The 20,313-nt window shown below is 56.2% G+C and carries 22 protein-coding genes; 9 read left to right on the top strand and 13 right to left on the bottom strand.

The genetic code is table 11. The annotated features are described in order from the left end of the window. Nucleotides 1-98: 98 nt before the first annotated feature. On the bottom strand, nucleotides 99-497 hold the full coding sequence (gene arfB / locus ACEW8J_RS01585; protein WP_373489874.1) for an alternative ribosome rescue aminoacyl-tRNA hydrolase ArfB: 399 nt from the start codon (nucleotides 495-497) through the stop codon (nucleotides 99-101). A 364-nt stretch (nucleotides 498-861) separates the two neighbouring features. Here arfB and ctrA point away from each other — a divergent pair, with 364 nt between their 5' ends. Further along, nucleotides 862-1,569 (top strand): response regulator transcription factor CtrA, encoded by a 708-nt coding sequence (gene ctrA / locus ACEW8J_RS01580; protein ID WP_373489873.1) that lies wholly within the window; start codon nucleotides 862-864, stop codon nucleotides 1,567-1,569. Nucleotides 1,570-1,648: 79 nt separating this feature from the next. On the opposite strand, the gene ACEW8J_RS01575 is transcribed toward ctrA, so the two are convergent. From ACEW8J_RS01575 to ACEW8J_RS01555, 5 genes are all read right to left on the bottom strand, one after another. After that, nucleotides 1,649-2,416 (bottom strand): metallophosphoesterase family protein, encoded by a 768-nt coding sequence (locus tag ACEW8J_RS01575; RefSeq protein WP_373489872.1) that lies wholly within the window; start codon nucleotides 2,414-2,416, stop codon nucleotides 1,649-1,651. Between the two features lie 107 nt (nucleotides 2,417-2,523). After that, nucleotides 2,524-3,705, bottom strand: a complete 1,182-nt coding sequence (locus ACEW8J_RS01570) for a trans-acting enoyl reductase family protein (protein ID WP_373489871.1) — start codon at nucleotides 3,703-3,705, stop codon at nucleotides 2,524-2,526. A gap of 37 nt (nucleotides 3,706-3,742) precedes the next feature. Beyond that, nucleotides 3,743-4,297, bottom strand: a complete 555-nt coding sequence (gene dcd / locus ACEW8J_RS01565) for a dCTP deaminase (protein WP_373489870.1) — start codon at nucleotides 4,295-4,297, stop codon at nucleotides 3,743-3,745. Nucleotides 4,298-4,316: 19 nt separating this feature from the next. Continuing rightward, entirely contained in the window at nucleotides 4,317-5,009 is a 693-nt protein-coding gene (locus tag ACEW8J_RS01560; protein ID WP_373489869.1) for a GH25 family lysozyme, read from the bottom strand. Between the two features lie 32 nt (nucleotides 5,010-5,041). Then, nucleotides 5,042-5,524, bottom strand: coding sequence for a UPF0262 family protein (locus ACEW8J_RS01555; RefSeq protein ID WP_373489868.1), 483 nt, complete (start codon nucleotides 5,522-5,524; stop codon nucleotides 5,042-5,044). Nucleotides 5,525-5,674: 150 nt separating this feature from the next. Here ACEW8J_RS01555 and ACEW8J_RS01550 point away from each other — a divergent pair, with 150 nt between their 5' ends. Next, on the top strand, nucleotides 5,675-7,174 hold the full coding sequence (locus ACEW8J_RS01550) for a replicative DNA helicase (RefSeq protein ID WP_373489867.1): 1,500 nt from the start codon (nucleotides 5,675-5,677) through the stop codon (nucleotides 7,172-7,174). Between the two features lie 57 nt (nucleotides 7,175-7,231). Here the strand turns inward: ACEW8J_RS01550 and ACEW8J_RS01545 are convergent, their stop codons facing one another. From ACEW8J_RS01545 to ACEW8J_RS01515, 7 genes are all read right to left on the bottom strand, one after another. Further along, complete coding sequence (locus ACEW8J_RS01545) at nucleotides 7,232-8,014, bottom strand: phosphoadenylyl-sulfate reductase (RefSeq protein ID WP_373489866.1); 783 nt, start codon at nucleotides 8,012-8,014, stop codon at nucleotides 7,232-7,234. After that, nucleotides 8,007-8,432 carry a DUF934 domain-containing protein gene (locus ACEW8J_RS01540; RefSeq protein WP_373489865.1) on the bottom strand — a complete coding sequence of 142 codons (426 nt, stop codon included), beginning with the start codon at nucleotides 8,430-8,432 and terminating at the stop codon, nucleotides 8,007-8,009. Before ACEW8J_RS01540 ends, ACEW8J_RS01545 begins: the two co-directional genes overlap by 8 nt. Beyond that, nucleotides 8,425-10,059, bottom strand: a complete 1,635-nt coding sequence (locus ACEW8J_RS01535) for a nitrite/sulfite reductase (protein ID WP_373489864.1) — start codon at nucleotides 10,057-10,059, stop codon at nucleotides 8,425-8,427. Before ACEW8J_RS01535 ends, ACEW8J_RS01540 begins: the two co-directional genes overlap by 8 nt. Nucleotide 10,060: 1 nt before the next feature. Then, nucleotides 10,061-10,357 (bottom strand): DUF2849 domain-containing protein, encoded by a 297-nt coding sequence (locus tag ACEW8J_RS01530; protein ID WP_373489863.1) that lies wholly within the window; start codon nucleotides 10,355-10,357, stop codon nucleotides 10,061-10,063. Then, nucleotides 10,354-11,145, bottom strand: a complete 792-nt coding sequence (gene cobA / locus ACEW8J_RS01525; protein ID WP_373489862.1) for a uroporphyrinogen-III C-methyltransferase — start codon at nucleotides 11,143-11,145, stop codon at nucleotides 10,354-10,356. Before cobA ends, ACEW8J_RS01530 begins: the two co-directional genes overlap by 4 nt. 66 nt (nucleotides 11,146-11,211) lie before the next feature. Then, entirely contained in the window at nucleotides 11,212-12,657 is a 1,446-nt protein-coding gene (astD, locus tag ACEW8J_RS01520; protein WP_373489861.1) for a succinylglutamate-semialdehyde dehydrogenase, read from the bottom strand. Between the two features lie 137 nt (nucleotides 12,658-12,794). Beyond that, complete coding sequence (locus tag ACEW8J_RS01515) at nucleotides 12,795-14,195, bottom strand: protein adenylyltransferase SelO family protein (protein WP_373489860.1); 1,401 nt, start codon at nucleotides 14,193-14,195, stop codon at nucleotides 12,795-12,797. A 60-nt stretch (nucleotides 14,196-14,255) separates the two neighbouring features. Here ACEW8J_RS01515 and ACEW8J_RS01510 point away from each other — a divergent pair, with 60 nt between their 5' ends. The 7 genes from ACEW8J_RS01510 (at nucleotide 14,256) to ACEW8J_RS01480 (ending at nucleotide 20,177) form a co-directional block, all read left to right on the top strand. Then, nucleotides 14,256-15,119 (top strand): alpha/beta fold hydrolase, encoded by an 864-nt coding sequence (locus tag ACEW8J_RS01510; protein ID WP_373489859.1) that lies wholly within the window; start codon nucleotides 14,256-14,258, stop codon nucleotides 15,117-15,119. A gap of 31 nt (nucleotides 15,120-15,150) precedes the next feature. Beyond that, complete coding sequence (locus ACEW8J_RS01505; protein WP_373489858.1) at nucleotides 15,151-16,308, top strand: glycosyltransferase; 1,158 nt, start codon at nucleotides 15,151-15,153, stop codon at nucleotides 16,306-16,308. Nucleotides 16,309-16,374: 66 nt separating this feature from the next. Beyond that, nucleotides 16,375-17,778: an NAD(P)H-dependent flavin oxidoreductase gene (locus ACEW8J_RS01500; protein WP_373489857.1), complete on the top strand. Its 1,404-nt coding sequence runs from the start codon at nucleotides 16,375-16,377 to the stop codon at nucleotides 17,776-17,778. A gap of 1 nt (nucleotide 17,779) precedes the next feature. Further along, a complete protein-coding gene (locus tag ACEW8J_RS01495) occupies nucleotides 17,780-18,235 on the top strand; it encodes a GNAT family N-acetyltransferase (protein ID WP_373489856.1) in 456 nt (151 codons plus the stop codon). A gap of 142 nt (nucleotides 18,236-18,377) precedes the next feature. Next, nucleotides 18,378-19,292 carry an IS1595 family transposase gene (locus ACEW8J_RS01490; protein WP_373489855.1) on the top strand — a complete coding sequence of 305 codons (915 nt, stop codon included), beginning with the start codon at nucleotides 18,378-18,380 and terminating at the stop codon, nucleotides 19,290-19,292. A 58-nt stretch (nucleotides 19,293-19,350) separates the two neighbouring features. Beyond that, nucleotides 19,351-19,638, top strand: coding sequence for a hypothetical protein (locus ACEW8J_RS01485; RefSeq protein ID WP_373489854.1), 288 nt, complete (start codon nucleotides 19,351-19,353; stop codon nucleotides 19,636-19,638). A gap of 149 nt (nucleotides 19,639-19,787) precedes the next feature. Continuing rightward, nucleotides 19,788-20,177: a hypothetical protein gene (locus ACEW8J_RS01480; protein WP_373489853.1), complete on the top strand. Its 390-nt coding sequence runs from the start codon at nucleotides 19,788-19,790 to the stop codon at nucleotides 20,175-20,177. Nucleotides 20,178-20,313 lie beyond the last annotated feature (136 nt).

The raw sequence follows: 20,313 nt of genomic DNA, 5'->3' as shown, positions 1-20,313 counted from the left end.
CTTTTGTAACAACATATCCTAAGAGCAATATCGGCACTTTGCCAGACGCAAAAGCGTTGCCGCGCGGGATGTCCGATCGACCGCCACTTCGGATTCGCTCAGTCGAGGTTCGGCTTGCCCCGCGTCTTCTTTACCGAAGCCTTTTTCTTCTTCGTGTCGACCCGCCGGGCTTTGGCCGCGCGGCTCGGGCGGGTTTTGATCCTGCGCGCGTCGCGTTGATAGGCCTGTTCGATTATCTCGGCGACGCGGCGTCGCGCCTCCGCGCGATTGGCCTCGCGGGTTCGATATTCGCGCACCGTCAATATCAGTTCCCCGCCGCTGGTCAGCTTGCGTCCGGCGAGAATTTTCAATTTTCGAAAGGCGTAGGGCTCGAGCCGCAATGCATAGATATCGACCCGCATCTGGACTGCCGTCGCCACCTTGTTGACATTCTGCCCACCAGGTCCGCTGGCCGCCAGAAATGTCTCGGTGATTGCGGTTTCGGGTATATCGACCATGAACGATATCTAGCGTCATGCGTACCGGTGCGACAGAGCTTGTTGACAATGCTTGCGATATGCAGGGCAAAGTCGGTCCGGCTGGGTCCTATTTGTCACAAAATATCACCCGATTTGCCTTTTTTGGCAGGATTGGCAGTCCGAAACTGGAAAAAGTTAATATTTTTTTCGACCTGTTGAGGAGTCTGGAAACGACTCATTTCTGCGGGTTACAGACTCTCGGGATAGCCCGCGACTCGTGCTGAATCCTGCCTTAAGCAAAAATTAACCTTTTACGTTCATTCATCTTATGGTTAATAAATGATCCATCGGGTTGGTCTGTTGTTCGATCCGAGCCGAGTAATCAAGAAAAAGGGGCTGCCTGATGCGCGTGCTGCTGATTGAAGATGAACCAACGACCGCAAAAGCGATCGAGTTGATGCTGACGACCGAGGGTTTCAATGTTTACACCACCGACTTGGGCGAAGAGGGTCTCGATCTCGGAAAGCTTTATGATTATGACATCATATTGCTCGATCTGAACCTGCCTGACATGCACGGTTATGATGTTCTCAAGAAATTGCGGGTGGCGAAAGTGCAAACACCGGTATTGATCCTTTCCGGGATCAGCGAAATGGACAGCAAGGTCCGTTCCTTTGGTTTCGGTGCCGATGACTATGTCACCAAGCCGTTCCACCGGGACGAACTGGTTGCCCGTATTCATGCAGTCGTGCGCCGTTCGAAAGGCCATTCGCAAAGCGTTATCCGGACCGGCAAGCTGGCGGTCAACCTGGATGCCAAGACGGTCGAAGTCGACGGTAATCGGGTGCATCTGACCGGCAAGGAATATGCCATGCTCGAGCTGCTCTCCCTGCGCAAGGGAACGACGCTGACCAAGGAAATGTTCCTCAACCATCTTTATGGCGGCATGGACGAACCGGAACTGAAGATTATCGACGTGTTCATCTGCAAGCTGCGCAAAAAGCTGGCACTGGCCTGCGGCGGCGAAAATTATATCGAAACGGTCTGGGGCCGGGGCTATGTTCTTCGGGACATGGAAGAAGAAAGCCTGCCCGCCGCGCAAGTCGCCTGAACATACAGAAATTCACTACCCAGAAACGGTTCAATTGCAGGACCATAAAACGGCGGGGCCCAGCGGTCTCGCCGTTTTTCTATGTAGCTGTGTCGAGATACCAGCGTTCCGACCCTTGCAGGCCGAGTGCGGTGAGCTTGTTGGAATAATAGGCACCGGTATCAATGCCGATGCGGGTTCCGGTTTCCACGACTTCGTCGTTGATCGTATGGCCGTAGACGATGATCTTTTCGTGGGCATCCTGAGCCGATAGAAAATCGTCCCGGATCCAGCGCAGGTCTTTCTGCCGCTGCTCGGCAAGCGGGATGCCGGGACGGATGCCGGCATGGACAAAGGCATAGTCGCCGATGATGATCTGGTCCTCAAAGCCGGCGATGAAATCCACATGGTCCTGCGGGAATAGCTCCGGAATTCGCTGGGCCAGTTCCTCTATATCCAGTTCGACATATTCCTGCATGCTGATCGGATAGCTCAGGATCGTCTCGCGGCCGCCAATCCGGTTGAAAAAGCGCACCGATTTCTCGTCGCCGGTCGCGGCCGCCAGATAGACTTCTTCATGATTGCCCATCAGGAAGCGGACATTGCGCGCATCGGCCTTGAGCCGCATCGCCGTGTCGATCACCCCGGCGCTGTCCGGTCCCCGGTCGACCAGATCGCCTAGAAAGATGATTTCGCTGTCCAGCGCCTCCCGCTGGCGATCGTCCTCGACGATCTTGTCGATCAATTGCTCCAAAAGATCATTGCGGCCGTGCACATCCCCAATGGCATAGACCCGGCGGCCTTCCGGGATGGAGGCGCTATCAATCGGTCGAGCGGGTTCTTTTCTACGGAGAAAGCGTTTCAGCATGATGCGTGCATTTTTGTCCTGGGAAAGGGGGTTTCAAGAGGGAATAGGAAATTTATGTCGCGGCACGTCCATAGAAGGGAATTCATCTGAACCTTAGCTGAAAAGCGTCAGCTTTCGACGACGAAGCTGAGACCGGCCTTGTCCTCCAGACGCTTGACCAGCTTCTTGCCCATCAGCGCCCCGGCGGTCCAGACCCCGCCGCCCTTTTTGACCTTGTCCTGGGCCAGGCAAAGTGCCGATTCAGCGATCATCTTGGAGGTTGAACCGTAGCCGGGGTCCTTGTCGCCCTTGACGCAGAGACTGGCGGTTTCGCCGTCTGCGGTCTCACCGATAAAGACAAGATCATAATAGCCGTTGTCGCGCTGTTCCTTGGTCGGGCCTTCACCCGGCTTTGGCGTATCGTCGCCGGCGAACGGATTGGCCTTGGCGACCATCTCGGCGGCCTGCTTTCCCAGATCGCCGGGACTGGTGACAACCATTTCGTCATATTGGAAGTCTTCGCCATAGGGAAAATCGAGCAGGAAGTTGGTCCTGTGAACATTTTTGGTGTTGATCGGCGCCATGATGAACGGAGCGACCCAGCTGTCGATCGTCTTGTCATATTTGGGGATCAGCATGTTCGGTTGATCTGCGCCCTTGAATCCGGGCGTGAGGCCGAAGCTGCTGCCCAGGATCTTCACCAGCGAGGGATTTTTGGCCAATGCCTTCATGGTCGCGCCGAGGCTGGCCGCCGTGCCGCCGGAAAACGTGCCTTCCATGGCCCGCACTCGGCCGCGGATGCGGGTCGCGGGCTTGCCGAAGCGCTTCTCCATCTCCTTTTGCAGCATCAGTACGCCGAGATCGAAGGGGATCGAGTCAAATCCACAGGAAAAACAGATCTGTGCACCCGATTCTTCAGCCGCTTTCTGATGTTCATCAATCATTGTCCGCATCCATCCGGGCTCGCCGCACAGATCAACATAATGGGTGCCATGCCGAACACAGGCCGCGACAACTTCGTCACCATATAATTGATACGGCCCAACCGTCGTCAGCACCACTCTGGTCCGGCTCGCCATCATGTCGATCGAAGCCGGATCATCGGAATCGGCGACCACCAGCGGCACATCCTTCGGCGCGCCAATGAGATCGCGAACCTCTTCCAGCTTTTCGAGACTGCGTCCCGCCATCGCCCATTTCGGCGCATCGCCGGCTCCGCCATATTGCTGCGCCATATATTCGGCTACGAGCCGCCCGGTATAGCCAGTCGAACCATAGATAATGACATCAAATTCCGGTGCTTCGGACATCGCAGGGCTCCTCCATTTAATTTGCCCAAGCTATGGCCTAGAGTTTTGGCAGAGTCACACCTTTTTGCCGCATATATTTGCCGGAGCGGTCGGCATAGCTGGTCTCGCAGGGTTCATTCCCCTTGAGGAACAGGAACTGGCAAGCACCCTCGTTGGCGTAGATTTTGGCGGGCAGGGGGCTGGTATTGGAAAATTCCAGCGTGACATGACCTTCCCATTCCGGTTCCAACGGCGTGACATTGACGATGATCCCGCAACGGGCATAGGTGGACTTGCCGAGGCAGATCACCAGCACATCGCGGGGAATCCGGAAATATTCCACGGTCCGGGCCAAGGCAAAGCTGTTCGGCGGGATGATGCAGCAGTCGGTCTTGCGATCGACGAAGCTGTTTTCCGCAAAATTCTTGGGATCGACAATTGCATTGTCGACATTGGTGAAAATCTTGAATTCATCCGATACCCGCGCGTCATAGCCATATGAAGACAGACCATAGCTGATGCTTCCTTCCCGTTTCTGGCCTTCCACAAACGGCTCGATCATACCGGAACGTTTCGCTTCATTGCGGATCCATCGGTCAGACAATATGCTCATATCGGTTTCCTGTTGGTGATCATGGTCGCACTACGTTCCAGTTGATCGGGCCGTCAACCCCACTGATCCGGCGCATGTCGGAGGCGCGCCACATCACCCATGGCTTGGTTGCATAATCCGGCGGGAAAAAATTGGCCTCGAGCCAGAAGGTCCGGTCGATTCCGCTGCTGATATTGTAGAGTTCCTCAAATTCGCTCGACACCGCGATGATGGCAGGCTTGCTGCTGTGCGACTCGATCTGGTTGAGAAACATGTTGAGCTCGCTGAGTACCAGCGCCCGACCGGGGCGGTCTCCACAATCATTGTCGAAGGCGAGGCGAACCGCCGGCGGCAGCATATTTGCGCCGCGCGGGACGGTGGTCACGAAATTGGTCGCCTGGTCGGTTGCGAGGCGACAGAGCGAGTAGTTGTGAAGCGCGCCATAGCGAATGCCGGCATCCCCGGCGCCCGTGATATTCCTGGCGAAATTCGCATCCCGCCGGTCTGTGCCGGCAGTGGCTTGAATATAGGCGAAATCGACGCCGGTCGCTCCGGCGACGTGCCAGATAATCGCACCATGGCTTTCATCGACGGATATGCCCTGCACCGGATATTGGTCGCGGGACGGTGCCCAGCCCAAGACGATATTGCGCAATATGAATGCAATCACCAGCAACACGATCGCAGTCGTGGCCAGGCTGAGCAATGTTTGTCTTGTGTTTCGGTTGGCCACCCTGGTTCCCTGATACGCAGCGGAAGTATCGCTTAATTCTTGATATGCAATACACAGATCAAGGTGAAGAGACGCCGCGCGGTCTTGAAGTCAACATCGATCTTTCCCTCCAGTCGCTCGACCAGCAGTTCCGCGCCTTGATCGTGAACCCCGCGGCGGGCCATGTCGATCGTTTCGATTTCTGCGGCGCTGGCTTTGCGAATGGCCTGATAATAGCTGTCGCAAATGGCGAAATAGTCGCGGATCGGCCGTCGGAACCGGCCCAGCGCGAGGATCAACACCTCCAGTGCTACGCCATCTTCGCGGCCAATGGAGATGACCAGGCGACCCTCCTGAACACTGAGTTGCAGCTGATAGGGTCCGGCATAGCCATCGTCATGACGTTTGAGCGGTTTGAAATAATTTTCTTCGATCAGATCGAATATGGCGATCCGCCGTTCCTGCTCGATATCGGCATTGCGCCACAAAATCGTGGCTTCGTCGAGTTGGACGGAAATGATGCGCGGATCGGACATTTCGCCCTGTTGCCGCAGCACCGGTCTCAGGACAAGGGTTTTTGCAGTGCAGCAGCGAGCAGTATATTGTCCACAGGTCTGTCCCCCATCGTTTGCCAGAATTTTTCTGCTGGGCCTTGCCGAGAATCGATTCTGGGTCAATTAGGGGCCATGGTCGAATTGATGCGGTTTCAGAATGAAGAGAATGAAGGACAGCGCCTGCCGCGCAATGTTGAGGCAGAGGCGACTTTTCTTGGCGCGCTGCTGATCGACAATCGGGTCGCGGAAGATGTGCAGATTCGGCTGCGCCCGGAACATTTTTACGAACCGTTGCATGGCCGAATCTATGAACAGGCGTTGAAACTGCTCGACAAGAATATGGTGGCCACCCCGGTGACGCTGAAACCCTATTTCGAGGCGGACGAAGCGATGCGGGCGCTGGGCGGGCCGTCTTATCTTGCCAAGCTGACCGGTGATGGTGCCGGCCTGATCGGCGCACGGGATTTTGCCAATCAGATTTATGACCTAGCGTTGCTGCGCGAACTGGTCAGTGTCGGGCGCACTCTGGTGGAAAGCGCGCTTGATACCAGCGAGACGGTCGACCCGAAAGAGCAGATCGAGGAAGCGGAAACCGCGCTCTACCGGGTGTCCGAAGGGGAGGCGCAGGAAGGGGGCGTGCGGTCTTTCCTGCAGGCGTCGACCGAGGCTTTGAACAATGTCGAACGTGCCTTCAACAGCGGCGGCAAGGTGTCCGGCATTACTACCGGCCTGACCGATGTGAACGCCAAAATGGGCGGCTTGCACAGGAGCGACTTGCTCATATTGGCCGGCCGACCGGGCATGGGCAAGACGTCGCTCGCGACCAATATCGCCTTCAACGCAGCCAATCGCTATCGCCGTGATATGGAAGACGGGATCGCGCCCGAAGATTCGCTGGGTGCAAAAACGGCATTCTTCAGCCTCGAAATGTCGGCGGATCAGCTGGCTACGAGGATATTGTCCGAACAGGCCGAGATCAGTTCGGAAAAATTACGCATGGGTGCGATCAGCCGGGACGATATGCATCGGCTGGCCATGGCTTCGCGGGAATTGCAGGATTTGCCGCTGTTTATTGACGACACGCCAGCGCTGACCATCGCAGCCTTGCGGACTCGTGCGCGCCGGTTGCAGCGGCGTCAGGGTATCGGGCTGATCGTTGTCGACTATCTCCAGCTGTTGCAGGGCTCGGGCCGCGCCAATGACAACCGGGTCAACGAGATCTCGGAAATCAGTCGGGGATTGAAGACGCTGGCCAAGGAGTTGCAAGTGCCGGTCATGGCGCTTTCACAGCTGAGCCGAGCGGTGGAAAGCCGGGAAGACAAGCGTCCCCAATTGTCCGATCTGCGCGAATCCGGTTCGATCGAGCAGGACGCGGATATCGTGATGTTCATTTTTCGCGAGGAATATTATCATCTCGCGATCAAGCCCGATCAGCCGGACGGCAATTCAACGCCGGAACAGATTGCCAAATATTCTGCCTGGGAAACCGACCACCAGAGCAAGGTCAACAAGGCGACGGTGATCGTCGCCAAGAACCGTCAGGGTTCGACCGGTAATATCAACCTCAGCTTCCTCAGCGAGTTTACCAAATTTGGCGATCTGGCCTATGGCGATGGGCAGGAGCAATATTGAGCCCCGACGCGGCAGAAATTCTCTCCTCAGGAAGTCGCTGCCAAGAGAGAAATGCCTCTAGAAAATGGGATCGTTCACGCCGCGATCATCTGCATCCGGCAAGAGTGTCACATCCTCGTGGATACCGCATTCGGACTTGTCCCATCCGCGCCAGCGTCCCGCCCGGGGATCTTCCCCGGGCATCACCTTGGAAGTGCAGGGCGCGCATCCGACCGAGAGATAGCCTTCCGCTTCGAGCGGATGGCGCGGCAGGTCATGCTTTTCGAAATAGGCTTCGAGATCATCCTTGACCCAGTCGCCGAGCGGATTGATTTTCAGGCGACCATCATCGATTTCAAAACGCGGGATATTGTTGCGAGTCACCGACTGAAAAGCCTTGCGTCCCGAAATCCAGCTGTTCAGGCCTGCCTTGGCACGGGCCAGTGGCTCGACCTTGCGGATCTCGCAGCAGCCATCGGGATCGTAGGACCAGCGCAGGCCATTGCTGTCTTTTTCGGCCAGGACGGCGGCGTCAGGTTCGACAATATTGCTATTCTTGATACCCAGCATGCTGACCAAAGTGTCGCGATAGGCCAGCGTTTCCGGGAACATTTTCAGCGTATCGACAAAAGTCACCGGAATCGTCCGGTCGACCGCTGCGACAAGATGAAGCAGGACCGCGCTTTCGGTACCGAAGGAGGAAACCACGGCGACGTCACCCAGTTGACGTTCGTCAAACAATGTCTTGAGCATCGTCGATGTGTCAATGCCTTCGAAACGTTGGTTCAGAGCATCGGCATCGGCCTGGACGAAATCCGGGCGGACATCAATCGTGTCGATCTTGCGTGCTGCTTTACCCATGACGAAGTTTCCAGATCGGCGTGCGGCTGTCTGTTGTTGCCTGATAGACATGCTCGTATCGATTCAGTGCCTCTTCCATTAGCCTGGGATTGATGGGTGAATCCGGTGCGAAGGCATCAAAACCACAACGTTTCAGATAGGCAATCTGATCGACCAGCACATCGCCGCTCGCGCGTAATTCGCCGGTATAGCCCGACTCCCGCAATATTTGGGCCGAGGAATAACCGCGGCCATCGCCGAATGTGGTAAAATCGATCTCGATCAACGAAAGACGGTCGAGAAAGGGCAGCAGATGCCGGGCGTCCTCGCCGGCCTCGATGCGCACCGCCGTGGCATTCGACTGATCAAGGAAGGAATCCAGCGACACAGCTGGTTCCTCGTGGACCTCGTCATCGCGCAAACGGATAGCATCAACCATATATCGCCTCCTTGAACTTTTCCATGCCGACACGGCGATAGGTATCGATGAATCGCTCCCCGTCTTCGCGTTGTTCGAGATAGAGGTCGGTCACGGTTTCGATCGCGTCGATTACACCATCTTCAGTAAAACCCGGACCGGTGATCTTGGCGAGACTTGCGTCTTCGGCGCCGGATCCGCCGAGCAGCAGCTGGTAGTTTTCCGTACCCTTCCGGTCGACGCCCAATATGCCGATATGACCGGCATGGTGATGACCGCAGGCGTTGATGCAGCCCGATATCTTGAGTTTCAGTTCGCCCAGTTCCCGCTGCCGACCAAGATCGGCAAACCGCTCGCTGATTTTCTGAGCGAGGGGGATTGAACGGGCATTGGCAAGACTGCAATAATCGAGTCCGGGGCAGGCGATACTATCGGTGATCAGGTCAAGATTGGCCGGCGCCAGGCCTGCCTCATCAAGCTTTTGCCAAAGCGTATAGAGATCGCTCTTCTTCACGTGCGGCAGCACGATATTCTGGCTGTGGGTCACGCGCAGTTCGTCAAAGCTATATTGTTCGGCCAGGTCCGCCATCAGGTCGATTTGGGCCGACGATGCATCGCCAGGGATGCCGCCGCGCGGCTTGAGGCTAATCGTCGCGATCGCATAGCCGGATTGCTTGTGCGCCGATACATTCTGATCGACCCAGAGGGCAAAATCCGGATCGGACAGGTCGATGTCGTCGCTTGCCTGCTGATCAAAAGCCGGATCGGCGAAAAATTCCGTGATCCGCGCCAGTTCCTCGATCGGGGGATCGAGGCCGAGTTCCTTGATATGGGCAAATTCCTCCTCCACCTGACGCGTATATTCTTCTGCACCGAGCTCATGCACCAGGATCTTGATCCGGGCCTTATATTTGTTATCGCGCCGTCCGTAGCGGTTATAGACCCGCAGACAGGCCTCGGTATAGCTGATCAGGTCGTCCGCTGGCACGAAACCACGAATTTCCGGAGCGATCATCGGGGTCCGTCCCATGCCGCCACCGACAAAGAATTTTGCGCCCAGTTCGCCCGCGTCATTGTGCACCAGCTGGATGCCGATATCGTGCAGTCGCATCGCTGCCCGGTCGGTGTCGCTGGCGATCACGGCAAATTTGAATTTCCTGGGAAGATAGGAAAACTCCGGATGGAAGCTTGACCATTGCCGCAATATTTCTGCCCAGGGACGGGGATCGGCGATTTCATCCACCGTTGCGCCAGCAAATTGATCGGAGGAAATATTGCGGATGCAATTGCCGCTGGTCTGGATCGCGTGCATTTCGACCGACGCCAGATCAGCCAGAATATCTGGGGCATCTGCCAGCTTGATCCAGTTATACTGGATATTCTGGCGCGTGGTAAAATGACCGTAGTCCCGGTCATATTTGCGGGCGATATGACCCAGCATCCGCATCTGCTTGCTGCTCAACGTGCCATAAGGAACGGCGACCCGCAGCATATAGGCGTGGAGCTGCAAATAGAGACCGTTCATCAGGCGCAGCGGCTTGAACTGGTCTTCGGTCAGATCTCCGGCGAGGCGGCGTTTCACCTGGTCGCGGAATTCCTCCACACGTGTGTCGACCATTTTCTGGTCATATTGGTCATATTGATACATGTCAGATCACCCATAAGCCGGCGTCGGGATCGGCCGGTTTCAATGTCAGGTCGGGCCGGACGGTGGGTCCGAGCGCGCGCACCCGATCCTTGATATGACCCGGTCTTGGGCCGTCTTCCGTCTGTTCGGCATTGATTATATAGGGCGCGTTCACGCGGCGCGCGGCTTCTTCGCGGTGCAGGACGGCTTCGCCCTGATCGCCGACATCGGCGGCGTCCTTGACGAAACGCGACCAGTCAAGGCCGGTCCACCAGATCACGTCGCCGGTCTTGAGGTCATTTCCGGTCAATATATTCATGCGACAACTCCCGCCAATTCAGCAAATTCCCGAAACTTGTTTTCAGCATCGCCGTAGCGAGCGACTTCGCCGACGACGAGCAGCGCCGGGCTCTGGACATTTTCACGGCGAACAAGATCGCCAAGGTCGGTCAGCAATGTCCGGATCGCCCGAAAATTGTCGCGTGTGCCATTTTCCAGCACTGCGACGGGCAGGTCGGGTGCCGCCCCGTCGGCGATCAGTTTTTCGACAATCGCCTCGGCATTGGCAACGCCCATATAGATGACCAGCGTCCGACCCTTGCCTGCCAGTCCGGACCAGTTCTGGTCGGACAGGCCCTTGCATTGGCCAGCGACAAAGGAAACCGCGCTGGAAGCATCGCGGTGGGTCAGCGGCATTCTCGCCTGCGCGGCGCAGCCCAGTGCGGCACTGATCCCAGGGACCACTTCCACGGCGACACCCGCAGCGATACAATCATCGGCTTCTTCCCCGCCGCGTCCGAAAATGAAAGGGTCGCCGCCCTTGAGACGCACGACCAGATTGCCCTTGGCTGCCTCGTCGATCAGGATCTGATTGATCTGATCCTGCGCTACGCTGTGCCGGGAGCGCTTCTTGGCTACCGAAACCAAGCGCGCGGAGGGCGACGCCAGATCCAGAATTTCCTGACTGACCAGGCCGTCGTGAATAACCACATCGGCGCGTTCAAGCAGCCTGGCCGCTTTCAAAGTCAGTAGTTCCGGGTCTCCGGGACCGGCGCCGACCAGGTAGACGATACCCTTGGACGCCTTGTTGTTTGCGATATTTTCCATGGAAGCGATATGCGCGCTTCCCGCAAGATGTTCAAAACAGAAGTTTTTGGGGTCGCCTAAGCTTAGCTATTTGGCGGGCGCGGGTTCCACGCCTCCGGCGGCATTTTCGTCCTTGAGACCAACGCCAATCGACGCGCGGGCTTGTTCCGCTTCCATCGAAACGACCGGATAGGCGCAATAATCGGCCGCATAATAAGCGCTCGGTCGATGATTGCCGGACAGTCCGATGCCACCAAATGGGGCCTCGGAGGAGGCACCGACGGTCATTTTGTTCCAGTTCACGATACCGGCGCGGCTGTTCGCCCAAAATTGGTCATATTGCTGGGCGGTGCCGCCAATCAGTGCCGATGATAGGCCATAGCGAGTGTTATTGGCCTCGGCGATGGCCTGCTCGAAGTCGGCGACACGAACAACCTGAAGAATGGGTCCGAACAATTCAATATCAGGCCGTTCCTCAAGGTCGGTGACATCGATGATCCCAGGGGTCAGAAACGGGAGGCGGGCAATCGGTCTGGCGATATGCTTGATCGGCTTGCCGCCATGGCTCATCAGGGCGAGGAAACTCTCGGTCAGGCCATCGGCTGTTTCGTTGTCGATCACCGGCCCCATGAACGGTGCCGGTGTGGCAAAGGGTTCGTCGATGATCAGGCGATCGGAGATATGCTTCACTTCCCTGATGATGCGATCATAAAGCGAATCCTTGACGATCAGTCGGCTCGCTGCTGAACATCGCTGGCCGGCGCTCAAAAAGGCTGATTGCACGATCAAAACGGCGGCGCTGTGAACATCGTCGGTGTCCCAGGCAATGATCGGATTATTGCCGCCCATTTCGAGTGCGAGTATCTTGTCGGGTCGGGTCGCGAACTGGCGATTGAGGGCAATGCCGGTCCGCGCGGATCCGGTGAACAGCACGCCGTCCAGGCCTTCATTGGCGGTCAGTTGCTTGCCGATCTCGGGGCCGCCGTGCAAGATATTGACCACTCCGTTTGGCAGGCCGGCCTTGGCAAATGCATCGACCAGATATTGACCGACCGCTGGCGTCTTCTCCGACGGTTTGAAAATGATCGTGTTCCCGGCAATCAGCGCCGGGATGATATGACCATTTGGGAGATGCGCCGGAAAATTATAGGGGCCGAGCACGGCCAGAACGCCGTGCGGCTTGTGCCGGAGTGCCGCCCGCATATTGGGCGGGCTGGCCAGTTGGCGCTGCGGCGTTCTGTCGGCGAAGGCAGCGACCGAGATATCAACTTTCTTGACGACCGATTCCACCTCGGTGCGGGATTCCCAGATCGGCTTGCCGGTTTCCCGGGAGATCAGTTCAGCCAGTTCGTCGGCACTCGTGCGGATCCGATTGGCATAGCGCCGGACCGCCTCGATGCGCTTGACCAAAGCGGTAGCCGCCCAGCCGGGCCAGGCTTCCCGGGCGCTCGCGACCACAGCCTCCGGATCTCCGCTAGTCCCGGTCCAGAGCGTGGCTCCCGTTGCTGGTTCGATGGATATCAGGTCGGTCACATTGGCCTCTGGTTTCTAAATGCGTCTTGCAGAACAATAAGGGTATATGGCACATCTCTCACGATAGATCATAGCCCCAAAAAGCCGAATCGTTCGGCGGCAAACCATCCGCAAGCCGGTCTATGCAGGTAAATGGGTTAGCCGTTCCGCAAGGCATGACCCATATCGCGGATTTCCGCTATCTTGTTCCAGAGCAGGCTCCAGTCGTCGCCATCCGCAATGGCGGTCCAGATCGCCTCCACTTCCTCGATATGCATGGAGCAGGGACTGGCCTTTTGCCAGTAATCAGCAACGGGAGGCCGTGCACGCGTGCGGTCGGCAATCAGCTTGTGAAACTCGGCAAATTCGGCTGAACCCTCTTCCACTTGGTCGAGCTTTTCGGCCTTGCCCCAGTCGAAGAAAAACTGGTCTATCTCGACGCTCTTTTGCGCAAGCCCCTTTTCCGCCGCGACAACCAGATCCCGATCCTTTTCAAAGCCTTCGGACTGGATGCCGAGGCGCCAGCAGAAATGCTCGGTAAATGCGGTGCCATAGGCCTTGGGGAAGGTTTCCAGAGTGGCCACCAATGGGTCACTATCGGCAATCAGCCGCAGGGCGCTGGCAAATTGGGCGAGGTTCCAGTGCAGCGCCTCCGGCTGCCGGGCAAAGCAATACAGGCCTTCATGGTCAAAATAGGCAGCGGTAAAGCCGGGATCCCAGTAAGGCGTGAAACGCCACGGACCATAATCGAAGCTCTCGCCGGTAATATTGATATTGTCGGTATTGAGCACGCCATGGACAAAGCCGGCGGCCATATAGGCACCGGCCAGCCTGGCAACTTCTTGCGCCACATGGGCGAACAGTTCTGTGGCCGGATTGTCAGTTTGGACCCCGCCATAATATTGTTCGAGACAATAGGTGACCAGCCGGTGCATCAGTTCTTCATTTTTCTCGTAAGCGATACGCTGGAACGCACCGATCCGGATATGACCGTGACTCAACCGCGTCATGACCGCAGACCGGGTGGGCGAGGGTTCGTCGCCGCGCCATAATTTCTCTCCGGTTTCGACCACCGAAAATGTTTTCGACGTGTTGACCCCAAGCGCTTCGAGCATTTCGGTCGCGAGAATCTCGCGGACCGCGCCTTTCAAAGTCAGCCGGCCATCGCCAGACCGGCTCCACGGCGTCGTGCCCGAGCCCTTGGTTCCGAGATCCATGAGTCGACCCTCATGGTCGCGCATTTGCGCAAACAGAAAGCCTCGGCCATCGCCGATTTCCGGATTATAGTTGCGGAACTGATGGCCATGATAGCGCAGCGCAAGCGCCGGAGACAGATTGTCGGGGAGCGGCTCGAATTTGCCGAAATGGGAAAGCCAATCCTTTTCATCCAGATCATCCAGCCCGATGCTCTGGTCCCAACGGTCATTTCTGAACCTCAGAATATGTTGCGGAAATTCGGCAGCTGTCACCGGATCGCCGATCAGCTCTCCCAACTGGGTGATTTGGACATCGGGCTGATAGACGGTCTTGCCGGGTTCGAATTGCGGTTTATATGGCATTCTCTCACAGTGGCGGCTAATCGGTCGCGCAGCAAGTGCGAACACAAGGCCAAATGCAGCATGAGTGAAGAAAAATCTTATCAGGACATTTTCTGGGAGTCCGATGACGGATTGAAACTGCACGCGCGGGACTATCCTTCCGAGAGCGGCAAGACGCCAGTCATTTGCATCCCGGGCTTGACCCGCAATGCCCGTGATTTTGAACATCTCGGCGCGGGCTTCCACGGCGGACGGCGGATCATCATGCTCGATCTGCGAGGTCGCGGCTCCAGCGAATATGCAAAAGACAGCAGCACCTACAATCCCAAACAATATGTTTCGGACATCATCATGTCGATGGATGCGTTGGCAATAGCGAGAGCGGTTTTCTTCGGCACATCGCTGGGCGGGATTGTGACGATGCTTCTGGCCAAAAATTATCCCGAGCGTGTTGCCGGTGCATTGCTCAACGATATCGGTCCGGAACTGGATCAGAAAGGTCTCGACCGGATTGCCGAGCATGTCGGTCAGGGCCGTAATTTTGACACATGGGCTCACGCCGGACGGGATATGGCGGAGAACAATAGCGACATTTTTCCCGACTTCACGCTAAAGGAATGGATCGCCTTCGCCAAGAAGGTTTACCGGATGAACAGTTCCGGCCGGATCAAGCTGGACTATGACATGAAGATTGCTGAGCCGTTCAGCAGCAAGGGCGGCGGCAGCGGCGCCTTGTGGAACGCATTGGAAAATATGAAGGACATACCGACCCTGATATTGCGCGGCGAATTATCGGACCTGTTCAGCCAGCAGATCGGCCTGAAGATGCTGGAAAAACTGGACAAGGGCGAATTGATCACAATCCCGCGCGTGGGACACGCTCCGACACTGGAAGAACCCGCCTCGCTTGACGCCATCAACCAATTGCTTCACCGCATCGACTGAATGACAGCCGATAGCCATACGTGAAAATCCCATGAAGCCAGCAAAGATACTGCACCTCCACAGCACGTTCAATCTGGGCGGCAAGGAAGCGCGCGCGGTCCGCCTGATGAATCATTTCGGAGATGCCGCCGAACATGTCATCTTATCCGCTCAGCCCGACAGTCTTTCCGCTCGCGAGGCGCTCGATCCCAAGGTGAGAGTGACGTTCCCGGACGATGCGCCTTCGCTGGCAGGAAAGCCATCGCTGAGCCGTTATCGTGATTTTGTCAGCTATTTCCGGCAATTTGATCTGATCCTGTCCTATAATTGGGGATCGATGGACGGGGTCATGGCGCGGACGCTTTTCTCTCGGCTCGAAGGCCTGCCGCCGCTGATCCATCATGAAGATGGATTCAACGAGGACGAGCAGAAAAAGCTCAACTGGAAAAGAAACTGGTTTCGCAAATTTGCCCTCGGTGGCGCGCGGGCTCTGGTCGTCCCCTCGGAGCAATTGGTGCGGATTGCCAGCGATGTCTGGAAACAGCCCGACCAGAAGATCCACCGTATTCCGAACGGCATCGACGTGAAACGCTTCGAGAAAAAACCGCAACGGGGTGCGTTGCCCGGATTCATTCGGCGCGAAGGCGACGTCATCGTTGGCACGGTGGCCGGGTTGAGGGCGATCAAGAATCTTCCACGACTGGTTCGGGCCTGCGCCGCAGCAGGCGACAATGTGCGGCTGGTGATCGTGGGCGAGGGACCGGAAAAGGACAGGATATTGGCAGAGGCACAGCGCGTCGGCCTGACCGACCGTCTGCTGATGCCGGGATTCCTGTCCGAACCGGCGCGCTATATCGGCCTGTTCGACATTTTTGCGCTATCATCGGATAGCGAGCAATTCCCGATTTCGTTGATTGAAGCGATGGCCGCTGGATTGCCGGTGGTCGCGACCGATGTTGGCGATATCAAATCGATGGTGTCGCAGGCCAATCAGGGTTTTATCAAGCCCCTGCCAGACGAAAGCCCGCTTTTCGAGTCGCTGACAACCTTGGTTCAGCACCAGCAATTGCGCGAAGATATCGGGATACAAAATCGGGTGAAGGCGCAGGCAGAATATAATGAAAGCAAAATGCTGGCACGCTATGGCTTGCTCTACGGCCATGCGCTGGGCCGTTCTGATTTTGGATCTGCAAGATCACGACTGTCATGACAGAGTTTTTTCGAGCATTTTTGCGCAGCGCCGTCTATATCGACATTTGAAAAATAGGAGATTTCATTGTTCAAGGGCTTAAAACCCATCCAGTATAACGGTCAGGAAGTATGGCCGTTGATCGAAGGTGGAAAAGGCGTCGCAGCCACAAATCATGCCAGTTCGGGAGCCTGGGCCGCCGCCGGCGGTATTGGTACGGTATCCGCGGTCAATGCGGACAGCTATGACGAGGATGGCAATGTCATCCCGCAAATCTATCACGGTCGGAAGCGCGACGAGCGGCATCAGGAGTTGATCGAATATGCGATCGACGGCGCGGTTGCGCAGGTGACGAAGGCCTATGAAATTTCCAACGGCAAGGGCGCGATCAATATCAACGTCCTGTGGGAAATGGGCGGCGCGCAGCAAGTGCTGGAAGGCGTGCTTGAGCAGACCAGGGGGATGGTGGCCGGCGTGACCTGCGGTGCAGGCATGCCTTACAAGCTGTCCGAAATTGCCCAGCAATATGGCGTGAACTATCTGCCGATCATCAGCTCCGCCCGTGCCTTCCGGGCGCTGTGGAAGCGCGCCTATCACAAGGTTCCGGACCTGATGGCCGCCGTGGTCTACGAGGATCCGTGGCTGGCTGGCGGCCATAACGGTCTGTCCAATGCCGAAGATCCGCGAAAACCCGAAGATCCCTATCCGCGCGTGATGGCGCTGCGCGAGACGATGCGCGGCGAAGGCATAGCCGACAGCGTGCCGATCATCATGGCTGGTGGTGTCTGGCATTTGCGCGACTGGGAAGACTGGATCGACAGCGAGGAACTGGGCCAGATTGCCTTTCAGTTCGGTACGCGACCGTTGCTGACCAAGGAAAGCCCGATTCCGGAAAGCTGGAAAAGCGAGTTGACCAAGATCAAGGAGGGCGACATCCTCCTGCACAAATTCTCGCCGACCGGCTTTTACAGTTCTGCCGTCCGCAACCAATTTTTGCGCAGCCTCGAAGCGCGGTCGGAGCGCCAGATTCCCTATTCGACGGAAAAGGCCGGAGAGCATACCCATCAGCTGGACGTCGGCATCAAGGGCAAGAATTTCTGGGTGACGCGCAACGATCTGTTGCGCGCGCGCGAATGGGATGGCCTCGGCTTTACGATGGCGATGAAGACGCCGGACAATACTTTGGTATTTGCCACGCCGGAGGAATCCAAAATGATCCGCAAGGATCAGGCGGACTGCATGGGCTGTCTGTCGCATTGCGGTTTTTCGGCCTGGAAGGATCATGACAATAACAGCACCGGACGGCTGGCCGATCCGCGCAGTTTCTGCATTCAGAAAAGTCTCCAGGAAATCGTCCATGGCGCACCGGTCGAGGAACATCTGATGTTTGCCGGTCACGGTGCCTATAATTTCGGAACCGACCCCTTCTATTCCAACGGCTTTGTGCCAACGGTGCAGCAGTTGATGGATCGGATATTGGCCGGGGACTGAATTGGATATCCGGCTGGATGATCTGAGCGGCGAGCAGGTTCGGGCCCTGCTCGCCGCCCATCTCGACGGAATGCGCCAAAACTCGCCGCTGAATAGCGTGCATGCGCTGGACCTGTCCGGATTGCAGTCGCCTGCCGTTTCGGTTTGGGCGGTCTGGGAAGTGGACGATCTGTACGGCATCGGTGCGCTGAAACAATTGTCGCCGGAGTCTGGCGAGATCAAATCCATGCGCACCGCTGATTGTCATCTGCGCAAAGGAGTCGGCAGAGCGCTTCTCGAGTTTATTATCGCGGAGGCACGGCGCCGCGGCTATCGGCTGCTAAGTCTGGAAACCGGTTCCGGCGCTGAGTTTGAAGCGGCAGTAACTCTGTATCGCACGCAAGGATTTGTCTTTGGCGAACCATTCGGTGACTATGAACCGACCGCCTTCAACCAGTTCATGCACCTGGAATTATGATTTAAAAATACGCCCTAACGACTAGGTACTTCCAAAGCGGAACCGAACCTCGTTCGACTCTCCATATGCACCGTGGGCAATTATATACTTGACGTAACACATGGAATTGTCCATAAGCTAATCAACAGCTTAGGAATAAACCATGTGCGATCTTACAAACCCAATTTACAGCGATGCAGACAAGGCGCGGGAACATCTCGAAGCCCTGCATTGGCCTAACGGTCCAGTCTGCCCTAAATGCGGCGAGATCGAAAACGTCACCCGCTTGAAGGGCAAAAGCACCCGCGTCGGTGTCGTTATGTGCAACCCTTGCCGCAAGCCCTTCACTGTGACCGTTGGAACCATTTTCGAGCGGTCCAAAATCGGCCTGAACAAATGGCTTCTCGGCTTTCGCCTTATGGCTGGCAGCAAGAAGGGCATTAGCGCCCATCAGCTTCACCGCTCACTCGGCATCACTTACAAATCCGCTTGGTTCATGGCTCACCGCATCCGTGAAGCGATGAACATTGAACCAGAAGGCCCTCTAGGCGGTCAGAACACCGTTGTAGAAGCCGATGAAACCTATGTAGGCGGCAAACAGAAGAACCGCGCCACCCGTCGCGTGAAGCCAAAGAAACCCGTTATGGTGCTAGTCCAGCGCGAAGGCCATGCTCGCAGCTTCCACGTTGCCAATGTGAACGCCAAAGAGTTGCGGGGTCTTATCGCTACCAATGTCGATCGTGCCAGCCACCTTATGACCGATGAAGCCCATGTTTACACAAAGGTTGGCCGTGAATTTGCCGGTCACAGTGTCGTCAATCACTCCGCCAAGGAATATGTAACCACGGGCGGCTTCAAGCACTCCAACACCGCCGAAAACTTCTTTTCGATATTCAAGCGCGGCGTGATTGGAACCTATCACCACATGAGCGAAGCCCACCTTGGCCGCTACTGCCACGAATTTGATTTTCGTTACAACACCCGCAACATCACTGACAGTGAGCGCGCCGCAGTGGCATTAAAGGGCGCTCGCGGGAAACGCCTCACCTATAACCAACCTCGTTCACTCGCCGCCTAAAATCACGTATTCACCCCGCCAGATCGGGTCGCCCCGAAAACGATGGACGGATTAAGCGATGGAAAAAAGACACCCCAATGTTGTTTATGCCGAATTTGAGGAATGGGGCGAAAAACTCGTTCGAGAAAAGTTTGAATTAGGACATTTTGGCTCTGGCACAGACGGAAAGCATAACCTTGCTAGAATATGGTTGTCTCAAAAAGATCAAGAACGCATCGAAGAGTCTAATTCACTAAGCAGGGCAACCGCGCGCAGCGCGAAAAATGCGGCATGGGCTGCGGCAATCGCCGCTATAATTGCAGCGATTGCTGCTACAGTTTCAGCGGTCATGTTGTTCCGGAATTAGACTCCCTTTTCGGCTTCTTCTTGCTATCGTGCGGTTTAGGAGGAGTCGAAAGCGCCTTGCGCAACGCAGCATCTACACGCTCGCTGACATCGCCTTCTTTTTGGGTTGGAATATGTTTCATTTTCAAATCTACAATCAAGGAAATATGAGTGAGGAAAGGCGAATACCGTATCCGCGCACAACGCTTCTTAACCGGTGAATTTAATGTTGAGGATTTACGTAGCCTATTTCTTTTCCTCCGGCAAAACTCTTACGGCAATCAGACGGTACGGGATATTGGAGATATGGTGGGGCACTCAGATGAGCGCAACCAAGGAATTTCATTGGAACGGATAAGCGATTATTCTGATGTAATGCGATACATAGGACCAAAAATTGCAAGACACCCTAACAACTCCCTCGATCTTGGCGATGCGCCAGCGGAGTTGATTCCCGCTATGGACGCTACCTATAATCTAATTGATGATGATAGACTTTTGCGAGACACGGGCTTGCGTCGCGATCAGACTTCAACTGCACTTACCAAGCTAAAAAGGTAAGCGTGGCGTGGAGGTCGCCTTGCATGATGGCTCCGACATAGGCTGATTGCCGTTCTTTTTGGAGCGGTGATAATGGACGATTTCGACGATCAGGATACAAGTAGTCATACGACCAGTCATTTGAGCACTCGTATGA

The organism is Parasphingorhabdus sp. (genome assembly GCF_041748495.1).
GTDB lineage: Bacteria > Pseudomonadota > Alphaproteobacteria > Sphingomonadales > Sphingomonadaceae > Parasphingorhabdus.
The sequence above is the reverse complement of the archived record's forward strand: the minus strand, read 5'-3'. Positions and strand labels throughout refer to the sequence as shown.

Excerpts from the sequence above, each read along its gene's own strand:
- ACEW8J_RS01550 (WP_373489867.1), top strand. The coding sequence starts at position 5,675 with ATGGTCGAATTGATGCGGTTTCAGAATGAAGAGAATGAAGGACAGCGC.
- ctrA (WP_373489873.1), top strand. The coding sequence starts at position 862 with ATGCGCGTGCTGCTGATTGAAGATGAACCAACGACCGCAAAAGCGATC.
- dcd (WP_373489870.1), bottom strand. The coding sequence starts at position 4,297 with ATGAGCATATTGTCTGACCGATGGATCCGCAATGAAGCGAAACGTTCC.
- ACEW8J_RS01485 (WP_373489854.1), top strand. The coding sequence starts at position 19,351 with ATGGAAAAAAGACACCCCAATGTTGTTTATGCCGAATTTGAGGAATGG.
- ACEW8J_RS01555 (WP_373489868.1), bottom strand. The coding sequence starts at position 5,524 with ATGTCCGATCCGCGCATCATTTCCGTCCAACTCGACGAAGCCACGATT.
- ACEW8J_RS01575 (WP_373489872.1), bottom strand. The coding sequence starts at position 2,416 with ATGCTGAAACGCTTTCTCCGTAGAAAAGAACCCGCTCGACCGATTGAT.
- ACEW8J_RS01535 (WP_373489864.1), bottom strand. The coding sequence starts at position 10,059 with ATGTATCAATATGACCAATATGACCAGAAAATGGTCGACACACGTGTG.
- ACEW8J_RS01510 (WP_373489859.1), top strand. The coding sequence starts at position 14,256 with ATGAGTGAAGAAAAATCTTATCAGGACATTTTCTGGGAGTCCGATGAC.
- ACEW8J_RS01530 (WP_373489863.1), bottom strand. The coding sequence starts at position 10,357 with ATGAATATATTGACCGGAAATGACCTCAAGACCGGCGACGTGATCTGG.
- ACEW8J_RS01515 (WP_373489860.1), bottom strand. The coding sequence starts at position 14,195 with ATGCCATATAAACCGCAATTCGAACCCGGCAAGACCGTCTATCAGCCC.
- ACEW8J_RS01540 (WP_373489865.1), bottom strand. The coding sequence starts at position 8,432 with ATGGTTGATGCTATCCGTTTGCGCGATGACGAGGTCCACGAGGAACCA.
- arfB (WP_373489874.1), bottom strand. The coding sequence starts at position 497 with ATGGTCGATATACCCGAAACCGCAATCACCGAGACATTTCTGGCGGCC.
- cobA (WP_373489862.1), bottom strand. The coding sequence starts at position 11,145 with ATGGAAAATATCGCAAACAACAAGGCGTCCAAGGGTATCGTCTACCTG.
- ACEW8J_RS01505 (WP_373489858.1), top strand. The coding sequence starts at position 15,151 with ATGAAGCCAGCAAAGATACTGCACCTCCACAGCACGTTCAATCTGGGC.
- ACEW8J_RS01490 (WP_373489855.1), top strand. The coding sequence starts at position 18,378 with ATGTGCGATCTTACAAACCCAATTTACAGCGATGCAGACAAGGCGCGG.
- ACEW8J_RS01570 (WP_373489871.1), bottom strand. The coding sequence starts at position 3,705 with ATGTCCGAAGCACCGGAATTTGATGTCATTATCTATGGTTCGACTGGC.
- ACEW8J_RS01545 (WP_373489866.1), bottom strand. The coding sequence starts at position 8,014 with ATGGGTAAAGCAGCACGCAAGATCGACACGATTGATGTCCGCCCGGAT.